General features: G+C 71.9%; 19 protein-coding genes and 1 pseudogene. 12 read left to right on the forward strand and 8 right to left on the reverse strand.

What is annotated here, in order from left to right; genetic code table 11:
• Window positions 1-121 precede the first annotated feature (121 nt).
• Complete coding sequence (locus ACIRSS_RS27005) at window positions 122-721, reverse strand: TetR/AcrR family transcriptional regulator (protein ID WP_400899588.1); 600 nt, start codon at window positions 719-721, stop codon at window positions 122-124.
• Window positions 722-798: 77 nt separating this feature from the next.
• On the opposite strand from ACIRSS_RS27005, the gene ACIRSS_RS27010 reads away from it, so the two are divergent.
• Entirely contained in the window at window positions 799-1,581 is a 783-nt protein-coding gene (locus ACIRSS_RS27010; protein ID WP_400899590.1) for a class I SAM-dependent methyltransferase, read from the forward strand.
• A gap of 78 nt (window positions 1,582-1,659) precedes the next feature.
• Entirely contained in the window at window positions 1,660-1,911 is a 252-nt protein-coding gene (locus ACIRSS_RS27015) for a DUF4287 domain-containing protein (protein WP_400899592.1), read from the forward strand.
• A gap of 182 nt (window positions 1,912-2,093) precedes the next feature.
• Here the strand turns inward: ACIRSS_RS27015 and ACIRSS_RS27020 are convergent, their stop codons facing one another.
• The 3 genes and pseudogenes from ACIRSS_RS27020 to ACIRSS_RS27030 form a co-directional block, all read right to left on the reverse strand.
• Window positions 2,094-2,231 carry an SDR family oxidoreductase gene (locus tag ACIRSS_RS27020; protein ID WP_400899594.1) on the reverse strand — a complete coding sequence of 46 codons (138 nt, stop codon included), beginning with the start codon at window positions 2,229-2,231 and terminating at the stop codon, window positions 2,094-2,096.
• A gap of 94 nt (window positions 2,232-2,325) precedes the next feature.
• Window positions 2,326-2,841, reverse strand: a pseudogene (locus ACIRSS_RS27025) (SDR family NAD(P)-dependent oxidoreductase); the annotation flags it as partial.
• Between the two features lie 113 nt (window positions 2,842-2,954).
• Window positions 2,955-4,397 (reverse strand): MFS transporter, encoded by a 1,443-nt coding sequence (locus ACIRSS_RS27030; protein ID WP_400899596.1) that lies wholly within the window; start codon window positions 4,395-4,397, stop codon window positions 2,955-2,957.
• Between the two features lie 102 nt (window positions 4,398-4,499).
• Here ACIRSS_RS27030 and ACIRSS_RS27035 point away from each other — a divergent pair, with 102 nt between their 5' ends.
• The gene (locus ACIRSS_RS27035) at window positions 4,500-5,705 is read left to right on the forward strand and encodes a cytochrome P450 (RefSeq protein ID WP_400899598.1); all 1,206 of its coding nucleotides are present in this window, start codon (window positions 4,500-4,502) and stop codon (window positions 5,703-5,705) included.
• Between the two features lie 6 nt (window positions 5,706-5,711).
• Here the strand turns inward: ACIRSS_RS27035 and lexA are convergent, their stop codons facing one another.
• Complete coding sequence (gene lexA / locus ACIRSS_RS27040) at window positions 5,712-6,365, reverse strand: transcriptional repressor LexA (RefSeq protein ID WP_400899600.1); 654 nt, start codon at window positions 6,363-6,365, stop codon at window positions 5,712-5,714.
• Window positions 6,366-6,623: 258 nt separating this feature from the next.
• Between lexA and ACIRSS_RS27045 the strand changes: the two genes are divergently transcribed.
• From ACIRSS_RS27045 to ACIRSS_RS27060, 4 genes are all read left to right on the forward strand, one after another.
• A complete protein-coding gene (locus ACIRSS_RS27045; protein WP_400899602.1) occupies window positions 6,624-7,136 on the forward strand; it encodes a lytic polysaccharide monooxygenase auxiliary activity family 9 protein in 513 nt (170 codons plus the stop codon).
• 63 nt (window positions 7,137-7,199) lie between these two features.
• Entirely contained in the window at window positions 7,200-7,847 is a 648-nt protein-coding gene (locus ACIRSS_RS27050) for a hypothetical protein (RefSeq protein ID WP_400899604.1), read from the forward strand.
• Window positions 7,848-7,919: 72 nt separating this feature from the next.
• Window positions 7,920-8,585 (forward strand): HEAT repeat domain-containing protein, encoded by a 666-nt coding sequence (locus ACIRSS_RS27055; RefSeq protein ID WP_400899606.1) that lies wholly within the window; start codon window positions 7,920-7,922, stop codon window positions 8,583-8,585.
• Window positions 8,579-9,574 carry a HEAT repeat domain-containing protein gene (locus ACIRSS_RS27060; RefSeq protein WP_400899608.1) on the forward strand — a complete coding sequence of 332 codons (996 nt, stop codon included), beginning with the start codon at window positions 8,579-8,581 and terminating at the stop codon, window positions 9,572-9,574. The genes ACIRSS_RS27055 and ACIRSS_RS27060 overlap by 7 nt, the downstream gene beginning before the upstream one ends.
• On the opposite strand, the gene ACIRSS_RS27065 is transcribed toward ACIRSS_RS27060, so the two are convergent.
• Window positions 9,559-10,128, reverse strand: a complete 570-nt coding sequence (locus ACIRSS_RS27065; protein ID WP_400899610.1) for a TetR/AcrR family transcriptional regulator — start codon at window positions 10,126-10,128, stop codon at window positions 9,559-9,561. The genes ACIRSS_RS27060 and ACIRSS_RS27065 overlap by 16 nt on opposite strands.
• A 116-nt stretch (window positions 10,129-10,244) precedes the next feature.
• Between ACIRSS_RS27065 and ACIRSS_RS27070 the strand changes: the two genes are divergently transcribed.
• Window positions 10,245-11,267: an aldo/keto reductase gene (locus ACIRSS_RS27070; protein ID WP_400899612.1), complete on the forward strand. Its 1,023-nt coding sequence runs from the start codon at window positions 10,245-10,247 to the stop codon at window positions 11,265-11,267.
• A gap of 28 nt (window positions 11,268-11,295) precedes the next feature.
• Here ACIRSS_RS27070 and ACIRSS_RS27075 read toward each other — a convergent pair whose 3' ends face one another.
• Window positions 11,296-11,724 (reverse strand): heme-binding protein, encoded by a 429-nt coding sequence (locus ACIRSS_RS27075; protein WP_400899614.1) that lies wholly within the window; start codon window positions 11,722-11,724, stop codon window positions 11,296-11,298.
• Window positions 11,721-12,464 (reverse strand): SDR family oxidoreductase, encoded by a 744-nt coding sequence (locus ACIRSS_RS27080; RefSeq protein WP_400899616.1) that lies wholly within the window; start codon window positions 12,462-12,464, stop codon window positions 11,721-11,723. Before ACIRSS_RS27080 ends, ACIRSS_RS27075 begins: the two co-directional genes overlap by 4 nt.
• Window positions 12,465-12,549: 85 nt before the next feature.
• Here ACIRSS_RS27080 and ACIRSS_RS27085 point away from each other — a divergent pair, with 85 nt between their 5' ends.
• From ACIRSS_RS27085 to ACIRSS_RS27100, 4 genes are all read left to right on the forward strand, one after another.
• On the forward strand, window positions 12,550-12,918 hold the full coding sequence (locus tag ACIRSS_RS27085; protein ID WP_400899618.1) for a winged helix-turn-helix transcriptional regulator: 369 nt from the start codon (window positions 12,550-12,552) through the stop codon (window positions 12,916-12,918).
• 12 nt (window positions 12,919-12,930) lie between these two features.
• On the forward strand, window positions 12,931-13,833 hold the full coding sequence (locus ACIRSS_RS27090; protein ID WP_400899620.1) for an LLM class flavin-dependent oxidoreductase: 903 nt from the start codon (window positions 12,931-12,933) through the stop codon (window positions 13,831-13,833).
• A 148-nt stretch (window positions 13,834-13,981) separates the two neighbouring features.
• Window positions 13,982-14,785 (forward strand): SDR family oxidoreductase, encoded by an 804-nt coding sequence (locus tag ACIRSS_RS27095; protein WP_400899622.1) that lies wholly within the window; start codon window positions 13,982-13,984, stop codon window positions 14,783-14,785.
• 67 nt (window positions 14,786-14,852) lie between these two features.
• Complete coding sequence (locus tag ACIRSS_RS27100; protein ID WP_400899624.1) at window positions 14,853-15,743, forward strand: helix-turn-helix transcriptional regulator; 891 nt, start codon at window positions 14,853-14,855, stop codon at window positions 15,741-15,743.
• Window positions 15,744-15,876 lie beyond the last annotated feature (133 nt).

The following is a 15,876-nucleotide window of genomic DNA, read 5'->3' on the forward strand; positions in this document are numbered from 1 at the left end:
TGACCCTCTCTTTGTGTCTTGTGGGGGCCGAGCCCCCACGCCCCCGCCGGGGGCAAGCCCCCGGACCCCCGCGTGTGGCTGGGTTTTCTCTTCGGCTGGCGGTTTTGTCCTTAGTGGACTTCTACAGCAGGCGGCGCTGTACTACGTCGGCTGTCACTGTGTTCACCAGCTTTTCCAGCTCTGTCGGGTCGGGGAGGGTGTGCCTCTGGCGGCCTGCGAAGAGCAGGTGGCTTGCTCCGATCAGCGACAGGGCCAGGGAGTCCACGTTCGCGTCCGCCGCTATGCGGCCCTGTGCTCGCTCTGCTGTCAGGTAGGTCGACAGCATCTCCTTTGCCTCTGCCAGGAACGGCAGGCCGTCGCCCGGGCGGCGTAGGCGCTCCCTGAGCTCGTCGCGGAAGAAGACCAAGCTTGTCAGGGCTATCGATACCGGGTCGAACAGCTCTGTCAGGGCGTCTACCAGGTTCGATGGGACTGTGCGGGTTCCTGCTGAGGCCTCCAGGATTGCCGACTGGTCCGTCAGGCGGGCGATGCGGTCCTGCACCAGCTCCGCCAGGAACGCGTCGAAGTCGGTGAAGTGGCGGTGGAGCACGCCCTTTGCCACGTCTGCCTCGGCTGTCACTGCGCGGCTCGTCAGGGCGTTCGGGCCGTCGCGGAGCAAGACTCGCTCCGCCGCCTCGAACAGCTGCTTGCGGACGTCGCGCAAGTGGACACCGGTCGGCATGGCCCCATTCTCCGTTACGCCCCCGGCGAACGCGCGGGCGGTTGTTCGAGTGGGCGCGTGCCCATTAGAGTGGGCACATGCCCACTAAGCCTCATGAAGCCCGGTCCTTCGCCGAATCCTTCGGGGTCGACGCCGAACGCTACGACCGCGCCCGTCCGGAGTATCCCGCCGAACTGGTTGCCCGGGTCGTCGCCGCGAGTCCCGGTCCCGACTTCCTCGACGTCGGCTGCGGCACCGGGATCGCGGCGCGGCAGTTCCGCGCCGCGGGCCGCCGGGTGCTCGGGGTCGATCCCGATCCGCGGATGGCCGGCTTCGCCCGTAGTTCCGGCGTGGAGGTCGAGGTCGCGAAGTTCGAGGACTGGGACAGCGCGGGACGGACCTTCGACGCGATCGTCGCCGGGCAGTCCTGGCACTGGGTCGACCCCGTCGCCGGTGCGGCCAAGGCGGCCGGCCTCTTGCGTCCCGGCGGGCTGCTCGCCTTGTTCGCGCACGTGTTCCAGCCGCCGCCGGCGGTGGCGGACGCCCTCGCCGCGGGCATCCGGCGCGTCCGGCCCGATTCGCCGTTCGCGGGGGAGTCGCGAACGGCCGCCGAGCTCTACGACGTCATGTTCGCCAAGTTCGCCGACGGGATCCGGGAGTCGGGTGCCTTCGCCGCGCCCGAGCGGTGGTCGTTCGCGTGGGAGCGGACGTACACCCGCGACGAATGGCTGGATCTCTTGCCGACGACCGGCGGCCTGACGCGCCTCGAGCCCGACGCGCTGGCGGACGTCCTCGCCGACGTCGGCGCCGCGATCGATGCGCTCGGTGGTGGCTTCACCATCGAGTACACGACCTTGGCGGTGGCTGCACTCAGGTCTTGACAAGAAAAGTTGTCGGTGACATCTTGGTGGCAAGCATGAGATGCCGATGAACCTTCGGTCCGAACTGGGGAGTTACCGATGTCTTTTCAGGCCTACCTCGACAAGGCGGAGCAGCAGACCGGCCTCACCCCGCGCGCGTTCCTCGAACTGGCCGCGGAGAAGAAGCTGACCAAGCACGCCGAGATCATCACGTGGCTGAAGACCGAGCACGCCCTCGGCCACGGCCACGCAACGGCGATCGCGCGGCTGGTGACGAAGGGCCCGGAGTTCGTCGCGGAGCACCACACGGACGGCGTACTCCACCTCGACGGAGTAGCCGCCCGATCCTGACCGGGCGGCCGCGCCCGCGCATCCGGTCACGCGACTGGCTGCGGTCCATCCCGGCACCCCGATAGCGTGGCCGCCCGGCCCTGACCCGCGGCCGGGCCCGGTCGTGCGATCGCGCGGTTCGCTGCCGCCCAACGCAAAGCCGCCGGCCGGCCGCCCGGTCCACCCCGGGCGGCCACCCCGCCTCACCCGATCGGCCCGAGATACGTCCCACCCGAAACGTCAAGGGTCCGGCCCGTGATCCATCGCCCGTCGGGCCCGGCCAGGAACCCGACCACCCCGGCCACATCCTCCGGCTCGCCGATCCGCCCCAGCGCCGTCATCGCGGTGAGGCCCGGCCGCCGCCTCCGGGATCGCCAGCAGCGGCTCTGTCAAATCCGTGCGGATCGGCCCGGGCGCGACCGTGTTGACCGTGATGCCGCGGTGGCCGAGCTCGTTGGCCAGCGTCGGCGCGAGCGCCTCGACCGCGGCTTTGCTCACCGTGTAAGCGATCTGGCTCTGCACCGCGATCCGCGAAGCCATCGAACCGACGGTGATCACCCGGCCGCCGTCGTTCAACACCGGCAGCAGCCGCTGGACCAGCAGCATCGGGGTCTTCACGTTGATCGCCAGCAGCCGGTCGAGCTCCTCCTCGGTCACCTGGCCGATCCGGCTGTGCGAGCCGATGCCCGCGTTGTTGACCAGGACGTCCAGCCCGTCGAACGCCTCGGTCACCGCGTCCGCCAGCCGGTCGACGGCCCCGGCTTCGCCGAACCGGGCGCACACGGGGAAGGCGTGCCCGCCGGCGGCCTCGATCAGCGCGACCGTCTCCTTGGCCGCGACCTCGTTGCCGCCGTGGTGCACGGCGACCACGGCGCCGTCGGCCGCCAGCCGCAGCGCGATCGCGCGGCCGATCCCGCGCGAAGCCCCCGTCACCAAAGCGTTCTTCGTCATTTCCGGCTCCTCCGGGTCGGTGCCGGACCGTCCTGGCCCGGCGCTGACCCGAAGGTTTCCGCGCGGCGCTTACCGGACGCGCACCGCGCGCGAACCGCCCCTCCAGGCGACGGTCAGCGGCCCACCGCGACGGGTTCCGGGCTCGCGGGCGCCGGAGAGCGCCGGGGCAGGAAGGCGGCGACGCCCAGCGCGATGAGCGCGGCGGCCGATCCCATGCCCAGCACGAGCCGGAACCCGTTCTGCGACGGCAGTTCCACCGGTCCGAACCGGATGGTCAGCCGCGCGAGGATCAAACCGGCCGTCGCGCTGGACACCGACGTCCCGATCGAGCGCATCAGCGTGTTCAGGCTGTTCGCGGCCGCGGTCTCCGACACCGGCACGGCGCCCATCACCAGCGACGGCATCGCGCCGTAGGCGAGCCCGATGCCGGCGCCGATGACGCTCGACACCAGCACCAGGTGCCAGGTCGCGCTCATCAGCACGATGCCGAGCGCGTACCCGGCGGCGACGACCACCGCGCCGAGCATCAGCGTCGTCTTCGGGCCGCGGGTGGCCGTGATGCGCGCGGACACCGGCGCCAGCGCCATCATGACCAGCCCCGACGGCGCCATCACCAGGCCCACCACCAGCATCGACTTCCCGAGGCCGTACCCGGTGGCGGCCGGCAGCTGCAGCAGCTGCGGGAGCACCAGCGACATCGCGAACATCGCGAAGCCGAAGACCGCCGACGCGATGTTCGTCAGCAGCACCTGGCGCCGCGCGCTCGTCCGCAGGTCGACCAGCGGCCGCGGCCTGCGCAGTTCCCACCGGCCCCACAGCAGCAGGACGACGACCGCCGCGGCGATCAGGCCGAGCGTCGCTGCGCTGCCCCAGCCCCAGTCCGCGCCCTTCGAGATGGCGAGCAGAAGGCAAACCAGCGCGACGGACAGCCCGGCCGCGCCGAGGACGTCGAACCGCCCGCCGGTGCGCACCGGCGACTCCGGCACGAGCGCGACGACCAGCGCCGTGACGACCACGCCGAGACCCGCCGCGGTCCAGAAGAGCACGTGCCAGTCGGCGTTTTCGGCCAGCAGCGCCGCCGCGGGCAGGCCCAGCGCGCCGCCGACACCGAGCGACGCGCTCATCAGCGCCGTCGCCGAGCCGAGCCGTTCGGCGGGCAGCTCGTCACGCATGATGCTGATCCCGAGCGGGATGACGCCGGCGGCGAGCCCCTGCAGCGTCCGGCCCACGACCATCGGCACGAGGGTGTCCGAGAGCCCGCCGATCGCCGAGCCCACGACGAGCGCGCCGAGGCTGACGAGCAGCATCCGCCGCTTGCCGTACATGTCGCCGAGCCGGCCCATCGTCGGCGTCGCGACCGCGCCCGCGAGCAGGGTGGCGGTGATGGCCCAGGTGGCGTCGCCCGCGGAGGCGTGCAACAGCCCGGGCAGGGCGGGGATCAGCGGGATGACCAGCGTCTGCATCAAGGAGACGGTGATGCCCGCGAGAGCGAGGACCCCAACGACGAGGTTCGCGCGCGGCGAAGCCTCTCCGGTGGGCGTGGATGGGTCGGGCACGAGGGGTCCTCCGTGGGGATGTCCGAATTAAATCAGTCGCTTGACTTAGCGTAGCAGTCTTCGGTTGACTGATCACGAACTGACGGCCACCGCGGAGGAACGATGACGAGCACCGCCGAGATCCCCGAGTTCCCGATGACGCGCGCCGCCGGCTGCCCGTTCGACCCGCCGCCCGCGGCCCGCGCGCTGCAGGCGGAGGCACCGCTCGCACGCGTCCGGCTGTGGGACGGCAGCACGCCGTGGCTGGTGACGCGCTACGCCGAGCAGCGGTCGCTGCTGGCCGATCCCCGCGTCAGCGCCGACATCACCCGGCCCGGCTACCCGAGCCCGGCGCCGCTGCCGAAGGGCGGCACCGGGATCAGCTTCATCCTGATGGACAACCCGGAACACGCGCGGCTGCGGAAGATGGTCACCGCGCCGTTCACGATCCGGCGCACGGCCGCGATGCGCCCGGCGGTGCAGCAGATCGTCGGCGAGCAGATCGACCGGCTGCTGGCCGGTCCGAAGCCGGTGGACCTCGTCGAGGCGTTCGCGCTGCCGGTGCCGTCGCTGGTGATCTGCGAGCTGCTCGGCGTCCCGTACGCCGACCACGACTTCTTCCAGGAGAACAGCAAGGTCATCATCCGGCGGGACGCGAAGCCCGAGGAACGCGCGGCCGGGCACCAGGCGCTCGTCGGCTACCTCGACGGGCTGATGGGGGAGAAGCTGGCGGCGCCCGCCGACGACCTGCTGTCCGGCCTCGCCGCCCGCGTCCACGCGGGGGAGCTGACCCGGACCGAGGCGGCGCAGATGGGCGTGCTGCTGCTGATCGCCGGCCACGAGACGACGGCGAACATGATCGCGCTCGGCACCCTGGCCCTGCTGGAGCACCCGGACCAGCTGGCGCTGCTGCGCGAGTCCGACGACCCGGCGCTGGTCGCGTCGGCGGTCGAGGAACTGTTGCGGTACTTGAACATCACGCACAACGGCCGCCGCCGCGTCGCGCTGGAGGACATCGAAGTCGCGGGCGAGACCATCCGCGCGGGCGAGGGCGTGATCATGGCGAACGACGTCGCCAACCGCGACCCCTCGGTCTTCCCGGACGGCGACCGGCTCGACGTCACCCGCGACTCCCACCGGCACGTGGCGTTCGGCTTCGGCGTGCACCAGTGCCTCGGGCAGCCGCTGGCCCGGCTCGAGCTGCAGGTCGTCTACAGCACGCTGTACCGGCGGATTCCGACCCTGGCGCTGGCCACGGACGTCGAGCGGATCCCGTTCAAGCACGACGGGTCGGTGTACGGCGTCTACGAGCTGCCGGTGACCTGGTGAAGCGGGTCAGACGCTCCGCAGCACCGAAACGACCACGCCCAGGATCGCCGCCCGGTCGCCGTCGATGACGGCGTACGCCGGGTTGCGGGGCTCGAGGTAGACGTGGCCGTCGCGGCGGCGGTACACCTTGACCGTCGCCTCCTCGTCGATCATCGCCGCGACGATCTGGCCGGAGTGGGCCTCGGTCTGCTGCTTCACCACGACGATGTCGCCGTCGCAGATGGCCGCGTCGATCATCGAGTCGCCGCGCACGCGCAGGCCGAAGACGTTCCCGCGGCCGGTGAGGTCGCGCGGCAGCTTGAGGACGTCGTCGACGTGCTCCACGGCCGAGATCGGCGTGCCGGCGGCGATGTCGCCGACGACGGGCACGGGCACCGAGTCGGAGTCTTCGCTCGGCGCACTGCCGTGCAGGAACGCGCGCACGTCCATCGGGCGCGACACCGTGGCCCCGCGGCGCAGGAAACCCTTGTCCTCCAGGCTCGCCAGGTGCTTCGACACCGACGACGTCGACTGCAGGCCGACGGCCTCGCCGATCTCGCGGGTGCTGGGGGAGTAGCCGTGGCGGACCACCCAGTCGCGGATCACGACCAGGATCTTCTGCTGCCGCTCCGGCAGGGCCGCGGCGTCGAGGTGCTCGAACGTGTCGTCGTAGGTGGTCACCGGCGGAATCCTAGAGGCAGGCGCGGCGCGGGGTGCGGCCTGGTCGGTCCGGCGAGTCCCGCTGACCGGAACATCGGGTGACGGTTGGCGCCTTACCAACATGAACGAGGACTTCGCCATCTGTTGACCTGATGTCCGATTCGACGTATGGTCTAGACCACAATTTTCCTTCGCTCGAACCCCTTCCCGGAAGCGGTGGGCCTTCCCGCCGCGGCTTCGTCGTACCCGGGAAGCGAGCCTGTCCCCGAAGGAGCTTCCATGAACCGCAAACTGGTCGCGGCCGCGACGGGTGCCCTCCTGGCCCCGGTCCTGGTGGTGGTGAACCCAGCCGGCATCGCCAGCGCGCACGGTTACGTGAATTCCCCGGCCAGCCGCCAGGCCCAGTGCGCGCAGGGCACGGTGTCCTGCGGCGACATCAAGTACGAGCCCCAGAGCGTCGAGGGCCCGAAGGGCCTGAAGTCCTGCAACGGCGGCAATGCCCAGTTCGCCGAGCTGAACGACAACGGCAAGGGCTGGCACGCGTCCCCGGTGGGCACGACGGCGACGTTCACGTGGACCTTCACGGCCCGCCACCGCACGTCGAACTACGAGTACTGGATCGGCGGCGCCAAGGTCGCGGACATCAGCGGCAACAACCAGCAGCCGCCGGCCACGGTGTCGCACCAGGTGAACCTGAGCGGCCACACGGGACGCCAGACGGTGCTGGCGGTGTGGAACATCGCGGACACGGCGAACGCGTTCTACAGCTGCATAGACCTGCAGGTGGGGTGAGAGCTCCGTCCACCCGGGAGCGCGCGGCTCCCGGGTGGACGGTTACCGCGCTAGCGTGAGTGCGTGGACTTATTCCTGCTCGGAGCCGAGCTGAGCAGTCGCGCGCGGCGCTTCGTGGCCATGCACGGGGTGCGGCTCGACGCGGGTTCGCTGGAGCCGCTGCGGGAATCCTGGCTGCGCGCGGGCATCCCCGCTGCGCAGATCGACCGGGCGGCGGCGTTCCACGATCGCTGGGGCGGTGTCACCCTCCCGCCGGCACCCTGCTACGACGGCGGTCCGCGGTCGTTCGGCGCCGACTTCCCCTACCGGCGAAAGGAAACCGGCTGGCTCTTCGACGCGGGAACCGCCCGCTCGGCGGTGCCCTACGGGTTCGTCATCGGACCGGCGGGCGAGTTCGGGTTGGACGGTGACCACTGGACCCCGCTGCACGCGAGCATCGAGGGCTGGGTGGAGTCGCTGGCCCTGGCCGGCCACGCGGCGGCGAGCGCGACGCGGACGACCCGCCTGACGGGCGACGCAGCGGCCGGGTTCGACCTCACCGGGTACACCGAGGTTCGGGAGGTCGCGGGCATGGCCGACACGTGGTGGCGCGGCGACGGCGAGCTCGTGGCGGTGTACCGGGGCGAGGCGGCGGCATACGCCTTCCCCGCCGGCCGGACAACGCTCGTCCACGCCGGCCTCACGGACATTCACCTGAACGGCGTCGGCTAAAGCGCCGGCGCCTGCCGCCCCTTGACCTTGACACTGTGACAAGGTCTTCACTGGCGGCAGGAGGTGATCCCCATGAACCGGGAACAACACACGCGCCTGCTCGCCGCGCTGGCGGCCGGGACCTCGTCCACGCGCCTGGAAGCGGCGCTCGCCGCCGGCACGGACGCCGACGCCGGGCTCGTCGACGCGCTCGTCGGCCGGTGCGCCGTCGAGCCGGACTTCTTCGTGCGCGACATGCTCACCTGGGCCCTGACGCGGCTGCCCGCCGACGTCACCGTCCCCCGGCTCCTGGCCGAGCTCCGCTCGGAGCACGCCCAGGCCAGGAGCCAGGCGCTGCACACGCTGTCGAAGATCGGCGACCGGACCGCGTGGCCCGCGATCACGCCGTCGCTGCTCGGCGACGCCGACGACGACGTCAAACGCAGCGCGTGGCGGGCCGCCGTCGTGCTCGTGCCGCACGAGGATCGCGCGGAGCTGGCCGCGACGCTGGCCACCCAGCTCGGCCGCGGCGACCGGGACACCCGGCTGAGCCTCAGCCGGGCCCTCGTCGCCCTCGGGGACGTGATCGAGCCGGCGCTGCGGACGGCGCTGGCCGGCGCCGACCCGGCCGTGCGCGCGCACGCCCGGGCCACGCAGCGGCTGCTGCACGACCCGGACGCCGGGTTCGACCTGGCCGTCGAAGAGGCGAAGCGGGTCGTCGCGCTCGGCCCGGAGCGCGCCGGGGGAGCGGCGTGCTGATCGGTGAGGTGGCCCGCCGGTCCGGGGTGAGCACGCGGATGCTGCGGCACTACGACTCCCTCGGGCTGGTGCAGCCGACCGGCCGCACCGTGGGCGGCTACCGCGAATACTCCGAAGAGGACATCCGCCGGATCTTCCACGTGGAAGGCCTGCGGTCGCTGGGGTTGTCGCTGCGGCAGATCGGCACCGCCCTGGCGGACGCGGACTTCCCGCCGGCCGTGCTGGTCGGTGACCTCATCCGGCGGACGGAGGACCGGATCGAGCGGGAACAGGAGCTGCTCGACCGGCTGCGGGCGATCGACGCGTCGGCGCCCGGCGGCTGGCAGGACGTCCTGCGCGTCGTCGAACTGCTGCACGGGCTCGACTCGCCCCACGCCGCCCGCCGGCAGCAGGCCGTCCTCGCCCCGGCCGAGGACGGCCCGGTGCCCGCCGACGTGCTGGCCAAGGCGGTCCTCGCCGAGTCCGACCCGAACGTCGCCGGCGCGCTGCGGTGGGCGCTCGCGCGGGCCGGCGGCGACGGCGTGGCGACCGTGGCCGCCGGTCTGCGCTCGGCCGACGCGGGCGTCCGGCATCGCGCGGTCCGGGCGATGGCCGAGCTGCCCGGCGACGAGGCGGCCGCGGCGCTCGTGGGCGCGCTCGGCGACCCGGACCCGGCTGTCCGCCGGCCCGCCGCGCTGGCCGTCGGCAGCCGCGGCGGGCGCGCGGCGGTGCCGGTCCTCGTCGGCATGGTGGTCGAGGGAGCGAGCGACGTCGAGGCGGCCGAGGTCCTGAGCGTGCTGGCCACCGGACACGGGTGCGCGGACCAGGTCATGAGCGCGCTCGCCGGCGAACTGGCCGCACCGACAGCGGACTCCGCGGTGCGCGTCCGCCTGACCCAGGCTCTCGCCGAGCTGCCGGCGACGCTCACGAAAGACGTTCTGCGGCACCTGGCTCACGACGACGACCAGGCGGTCGCCCGTCTCGCCGCCACCCTTCAGCGGGCGCCGTAGCGGAGGCCGTCGACGAGGACGGCGACTAGGCGCTTGCCGTGCCCGGGGTCGCGGCCGGGTACGGGCTGGCACAACAACGCGATCGCGTACAGGAGGTCTTCGGCGCCGAGATCGCCGCGGATCGCGCCGTCGGCCGCCGCCGCGTCGAGCAGGGCCGTGAGCGTGGGACCCAGCCGCTCCATGAAGTAGCTGGGCAGCCCCTCGAACGCCGGATCGCCCGAGTGCAGGGCCGAGGCGAGCCCGCGTTTGGTCCCCAGGAGCTCGACGAACCGGTCGATCCAGAGCGAAAGCGCCCGCTCCGGCGGGTGGGCGGCGCTCAGCTCGGGGCCGGCGTCGGCGACGGCGTCGATCCCGGTCCGCACCACGGCTTTGACCAGGTCCGAGCGCTGGGGGAAGTGGCGGTACAGCGTGCCGACGCCGACGCCGGCGAGGTCGGTGATCTCCTTGGCCGGGGCGTCGACGCCGGACGTGTCGAAGACCGTCCGCGCCGCCTCGACGAGGGCGTCGACGTTGCGCTGGGCGTCGGCGCGCCGACGCCGGGTCTCCTGGGTCACTTCGCCCCTCTCGGTTGCGTAACCGGAAAGTTTTTCCGTATAGTTCCGGAATAGCTTTCCACTTACGGCCAGCGTACGCCATCGGCGCCGGCCGGCACCTCGGCGGGAGAGAACCCATGCACTACCGCACCCTCGGCCGGACCGGGATCAAGGTCAGCCCGTACGCGCTCGGCGCGATGATGTTCGCGACGTCCTTCGGCAACCCCGACCCGGACGACTCCGCCCGCATGATCCACAAGGCACTGGACGCGGGCATCAACTTCATCGACACCGCCGACGCCTACGGCGACTCCGAAGAGGTCGTCGGCAAAGCGTTGCGGGGCCGCCGCGACGACGTCGTGCTCGCGACCAAGTTCGGCCGCCAGGTCGGCGACGACCCGCACCACCAAGGCGCGTCCCGGCGCTGGATCGTCACCGCCGTCGAGAACTCGTTGCGGCGCCTGGGGGTCGACCACATCGACCTCTACCAGCTGCACCGCACCGATCCCGCGACGGACGTCGAGGAAACGCTTTCCGCGCTGACCGACCTGCTCCGCACCGGCAAGGTCCGCGCGATCGGCACGTCCCAGAGCCTCGCGTCCGACCTCGTCGAGGCCCAGTGGGTCGCCGAACGGCGCGGCCTGGCGCGGTTCCGCACCGAGCAGGCGGCCTACTCCCTCCTCAACCGCGGCGTCGAACGCGAAGTGCTGCCGCTGGCCCAGCGCTTCGGCATGGGCACGCTGATCTGGGGCCCGCTCGGCCAGGGCCTGCTCACCGGGCGCGTCCGCAAGGGCGAGCGGAACGACCTGCGCCGGGCCCACCTGCTCAAGCACCTCACCGACGAACGCCGGCTCGACGTCGTCGAGCAGCTCGTTCCGCTGGCCGCCGAAGCGGGCCTGCCGATGACCCACCTGGCGATGGCCTTCGTCATCGCGCACCCCGGCGTCACCAGCGCACTGCTCGGCCCGCGGACCATGCCGCAGCTCGACGACCTGCTGGCCGGCCTCGAGGTCCGGCTCACCGACGACGTCCTGGACCGCATCGACGAGATCGTGCCGCCCGGCACGAACGTGGGCGCGCTCGACCAGAACTACCAGCCGCCGGCGGTGTACGACCCGGACCTGCGCCGCCGCCCGCTCGCCGAACGCGCCGCGGCCTAGGCTCCCGTGCGGGCCGACGCGGCGAGGACTACGGCGAATCGGGAAGCCGTCCCACCACCGCGGCAACAGCGGCTTCGACGACGGCGAGATCCTGCTCCCCGCTGCCGCCACTCGCACCGATACCCCCGACGACCACCCCGTCCTCGACGATCGGCACCCCGCCCTTGCCGAGCATCACCCGGCCGCCGGTGGCCACGCTGATCGACGTCGTGAACTGGACACGGCCGTCGAACACCGCCGCGACCTCGGCCGACGGCCGCCCGAACGCCGCGGCCGTGTACGCCTTCCCGATCGCCACCTCCGTGAGCGGGAACGGCGTGCCGTCCGCGCGGGCGAAGGCCACCAGCGCCCCGCCGCCGTCGACCACCGCGATCGCCATCGGCACGCCGGAAGCAGCCGCTTCGGCGCGAGCTGCCCGCACCAGCGCGAGGGCGACCTCGCACCGCACTCCCGTCATGACGCACTCCTCGTCAGTCCACCGTCCACATAGGTCGTCGTGCCCGTCAGATAGGCGGCTCGCGGCGAGGCCAGGAACGCGGCGACGTCGGCGAACTCCCGGACGGTTCCCCACCGCCGCAACGGGATCTCTTCGGCGAGCCGGGGCGGCACGCCGTCCGGGAACACGACGTCCCGGCGCTCGGTCGCGATCCGCCCCGGCGCCAACGCGTTGACGGTGATCCCGTCCGGACCCAGCTCGGTCGCCAGTGTCTTCAGGTACCCGTGGATCCCGGGACGGACGGCGTTGGACGCCGCCATCCCCGGAGTGGGCTCGCGGACGCCGTTCGTCGTGATCGCCAGGATCCGCCCGCTCGAACTCCGGCGCAGGTGCGGGACGGCGGCCTGAACGAGCCGGACGAGCGGCAGCAACACCAGCGACGCCGCCTCCGCCACCTGCTCGGCCGTCAGGTCGAGCGCGCTGACCGGAGGCGGCCCGCCGCTGTTCCACAGCACGATGTCCAGCCCGCCGAACCGTTCCACCGTCTCCGCGACGACTCGCGCGGGCTCGGCGGGCAAGGTCAGGTCCGCGGCCACCGCGTGGGCGCCGATCCTGGTGGCGTGCGCGGCCAGCACGTCACCGCGCCGGGCGGTCATGACGACGTCGGCGCCCTCGCCGGCCAGGACTTCCGCGATCCCCAGCCCCATCCCGGACGACGAGCCGCTGACGAGGGCGACCTTGCCCTTCAGCTCCAGATCCACCGTGACGCTCCTTCAGCCCTGGTCATGCGGGCGAAGGTATCTTCGGGAGATCGGTATCTTCAACGAAACCGGGAGGAGCCAGGCGATGGGCGCCGCGCACGACTCGCTGGCCGCCCGGTGCCCGAGCTGGGCCGTGCTCAACCTGATCGGCGCGCGCTGGGTGCCGACCGTGCTCAACGCGCTGGACCCGGGTCCGATGCGGTTCACCGAGCTGAAGAAGGTCGTCGAAGGCGTGACGGCCAAGGCGTTGACCGAGACCCTGCGCACCCTGGAGTCCGACGGGCTCGTCGACCGCGTCGAGACGCCGTCGGTGACGCCTCCGAAGGTGGAGTACTCGCTCACCCCGCTGGGCCGCTCGCTGTTCGAGGTGCTGATCCCCGTGCGGGACTGGGCCGAGCAGCACGCCGGTGACATCGCCGAGGCCCGCGGGCGGACGGGTGATCCAGATTCGTGATAGTCATGAATCATGACTGAATCGGCGGTGCGGTTCGGCGTGTCCCTGATCCCGGACGTCGACATCGCGGCCGTGCGCGCTCGCGCGGTGGCCGCCGAAGAAGGCGGCTTGGACCTGGTCGGCGTCCAGGATCACCCGTACGTGCCCACCTACCTGGACACGTTTGTGGTGCTGGGCCACCTGCTCGCGGCCACGCGGACGATCCGCGTCTTCCCGGACGTCGCCAACCTGCCGCTGCGCCCGCCCGCGCTGCTGGCCAAGACCGCGGCCGCGCTCGACGTCGTGTCCGGCGGGCGGTTCGAGCTGGCGCTCGGCGCCGGCGGGTACTGGGACGCCATCACCCGGCTGGGCGTGCCCCGCCGCACCTCGGCCGAGGCGAACGCCGCGCTGCGGGAGGCGATCGCGGTCCTGCGCGCGTTGTGGGCGGACGACGGGGAGCCGGTCGAGCTGGCGGGGGAGTACTACCCGCTCGCCGGCGCGCCCGCGGGACCGGCGCCCGCGCATCCGATCGAGATCTGGACCGGCGCCCAGGGGCCGAAAGCGCTCGCTCTCACCGGCGAGATCGCCGACGGCTGGGCCGCCCCGATCGCCGCCTACCTCCCGTACGAGAAGTGGGCCGACGCCAACCGGCTGATCGACGAAGCGGCCGTCACCGCGGGCCGCGACCCGGCTTCGGTCCGCCGGATCGCCCAGGTCGTCGGCACCATCACCACCGAGCGCGGCCGGCCGCGCCTCGACACGGGCGCCGCGCCCGTGCGCGGAACGGCGGCGGAGTGGGCGGACCTGCTGGCGCGGCTGGGCACCGGGCAGCCGTTCACCTCGTTCGTGTTCTGGCCCGAACAGGAGACGACCGGCCAGATCGCCGCGTTCGCCGGCGAGGTGGTCCCCGAGACCCGCCGGCTGCTGGGCGCATAAAAGGTTGCCCACGTCGATTTCCTGATGTCCGCACCGGGCAAGGGTGGCTCTCGCAGTACCTGTATCGCCAGGATCTCCCGGAAGTCCAGGGCGCCTGTCAGTCTCTTCGAGACGGCACCTGCCTCCACGACAAAAGGAACGAAAACCAATGGCGGACACCCAGTTCACCAGCCACGCAGATCTTTTCGATCTGAGTGGGAAGCACGCACTCGTCACCGGCGGCACCAGGGGAATCGGCCTGATGATCGCGCGCGGCCTGCTGCAGGCGGGCGCCCGCGTCATCATCAGCTCGCGCAAGGCGGACGCGTGCGAAGAGGCACAGAAACTGCTTTCCGAATTCGGTGACGTCCGAGCATTCCCCGCCGACCTGTCCCATCACGACGAGTGTCAGCGCCTCGCTGAGCTTGTCACGGCCGACTCGGACCGCCTGGACATCCTCGTCAACAACGCGGGAGCGATGTGGCGCGAGCCGCTGGAGACGTTCCCGGACGAGGGCTGGGACTCGGTGCTCGACCTCAACCTCAAGTCGCCGTTCTGGCTGGTGCAGGCGCTGCTCCCGGCACTTCGCCGGGCGGGCACCGCCGATGATCCCGCGCGGATCATCAACATCGGCAGTATCGCCGCCATCCACGTCGCCGAGGCGCCCAACTACTCGTACGCGAGCAGCAAAGCGGCACTCCACCAGCTCACCCGAGTGCTTGGCCGGGAACTGGGCCCCCAGCACATCACGGTGAACGCGGTCGCCCCAGGACCGTTCCCGTCGCAGATGATGGCGGCCACGCTCGACGCCATCGGCGACAAGATCGCGGCGAAGGCGCCTTTGCGCCGGCTCGGCCGCGACGACGACATGGCGGGCATCGCGGTGTTCCTCGCCAGCCGCGCCGGGTCCTACCTCACGGGCACCATCATCCCGAGCGATGGCGGTATCGCCACGACCGCGACGGGTACCTAGGGCGCGTGCGCCATCGGGGTACCAGCAGAACCTCCCTCCGCCCGCGGACAGGGCCTACGGTGATGGGGTGGCCATGATCGATCTACGCACCGAGATCAAGGAGTTCCTGACCTCGCGTCGCGCGCGGATCACGCCCGAGCAGGCCGGACTGCCCGCCTACGGCGGCAACCGCCGGGTCGAAGGTCTGCGTCGCGAAGAGGTGGCTCTGCTGGCGGGGGTCTCGGTCGACTACTACGTGCGGATGGAGCGCGGGAGCCTCACCGGCGCCTCCGACGGGGTGCTCGACGCGTTGGCCTCCGCTCTGCAACTCGACGAGGCCGAGCGTGATCACCTGTTCCACCTCGCTCGGCAGTCGAGGGCGCCCGGCGGTCCACGCCGCCGGCGACCCGCCGGGACGGTGCGTCCGGCGCTCCAGCAGGTGCTCGACGCCGTCACCGACGCGCCGGCTTGGATTTGCAACGGCCGTTACGACGTCCTGGCCACGAACCACCTCGCCCGCGCGCTGTATTCACCGGTGCTGGCCGACCCGCGACGGCCGGCCAACACCGCGCGGTTCGTGTACCTGGATCCCGCGGCGGCGGAAACGTTCTTCGTCGACTATGACCGAATCGCCGGCGATGTGGCCGCGAAGCTGAGAATGGAAGCCGGCCGCAATCCGCACGACGAGGAACTGATCGCCCTGGTCGGTGAATTGTCGACCCGCAGTGAGCTGTTTCGGCAGCGGTGGGCCTCCCAGGACGTTCGGCTCCACCGGTCCGGACGCAAGCGGCTGCACCATCCGGTGGTGGGCCGGCTCGACCTGGACGTCGAGTCGATGGAGCTGCCTGCCGAACCCGGCCTGCTCCTGAACGTCTACACGGCGCCTGCCGGTACGGCGACCGCGGACGGTCTGGCCCTGTTGGCGTCGTGGGCGGCCGGTCAGGAGGGGCTGGCGAGCGAGATTCGAGCACTCGGCTGATCTTCCTTCGGCAGCCCGGCGTGGGCACCTCCCGAACGAGCAGGCCGCGTTCAAGTGCGCTCGTATGCTGGGGTGATGGAGCGGGATGACGGGCCGCGGAGTGATCCTGGGGCTTCCTGGGGGTTGGGGCGGG

Origin of the sequence: Amycolatopsis sp. NPDC101161 (assembly GCF_044768185.1) — a bacterium.
In the GTDB taxonomy this organism is placed as follows: domain Bacteria; phylum Actinomycetota; class Actinomycetes; order Mycobacteriales; family Pseudonocardiaceae; genus Amycolatopsis.

Bases quoted from the DNA above. Each gene is read 5' to 3' on its own strand.
- ACIRSS_RS27020 (WP_400899594.1), bottom strand. From the start codon at position 2,231: ATGACGGCGCTGGGGCGGATCGGCGAGCCGGAGGATGTGGCCGGGGTG.
- ACIRSS_RS27010 (WP_400899590.1), top strand. From the start codon at position 799: ATGCCCACTAAGCCTCATGAAGCCCGGTCCTTCGCCGAATCCTTCGGG.
- ACIRSS_RS27085 (WP_400899618.1), top strand. From the start codon at position 12,550: ATGGGCGCCGCGCACGACTCGCTGGCCGCCCGGTGCCCGAGCTGGGCC.
- ACIRSS_RS27045 (WP_400899602.1), top strand. From the start codon at position 6,624: ATGAACCGCAAACTGGTCGCGGCCGCGACGGGTGCCCTCCTGGCCCCG.
- ACIRSS_RS27055 (WP_400899606.1), top strand. From the start codon at position 7,920: ATGAACCGGGAACAACACACGCGCCTGCTCGCCGCGCTGGCGGCCGGG.
- ACIRSS_RS27070 (WP_400899612.1), top strand. From the start codon at position 10,245: ATGCACTACCGCACCCTCGGCCGGACCGGGATCAAGGTCAGCCCGTAC.
- ACIRSS_RS27015 (WP_400899592.1), top strand. From the start codon at position 1,660: ATGTCTTTTCAGGCCTACCTCGACAAGGCGGAGCAGCAGACCGGCCTC.
- ACIRSS_RS27035 (WP_400899598.1), top strand. From the start codon at position 4,500: ATGACGAGCACCGCCGAGATCCCCGAGTTCCCGATGACGCGCGCCGCC.
- ACIRSS_RS27090 (WP_400899620.1), top strand. From the start codon at position 12,931: ATGACTGAATCGGCGGTGCGGTTCGGCGTGTCCCTGATCCCGGACGTC.
- ACIRSS_RS27005 (WP_400899588.1), bottom strand. From the start codon at position 721: ATGCCGACCGGTGTCCACTTGCGCGACGTCCGCAAGCAGCTGTTCGAG.
- ACIRSS_RS27095 (WP_400899622.1), top strand. From the start codon at position 13,982: ATGGCGGACACCCAGTTCACCAGCCACGCAGATCTTTTCGATCTGAGT.
- ACIRSS_RS27075 (WP_400899614.1), bottom strand. From the start codon at position 11,724: ATGACGGGAGTGCGGTGCGAGGTCGCCCTCGCGCTGGTGCGGGCAGCT.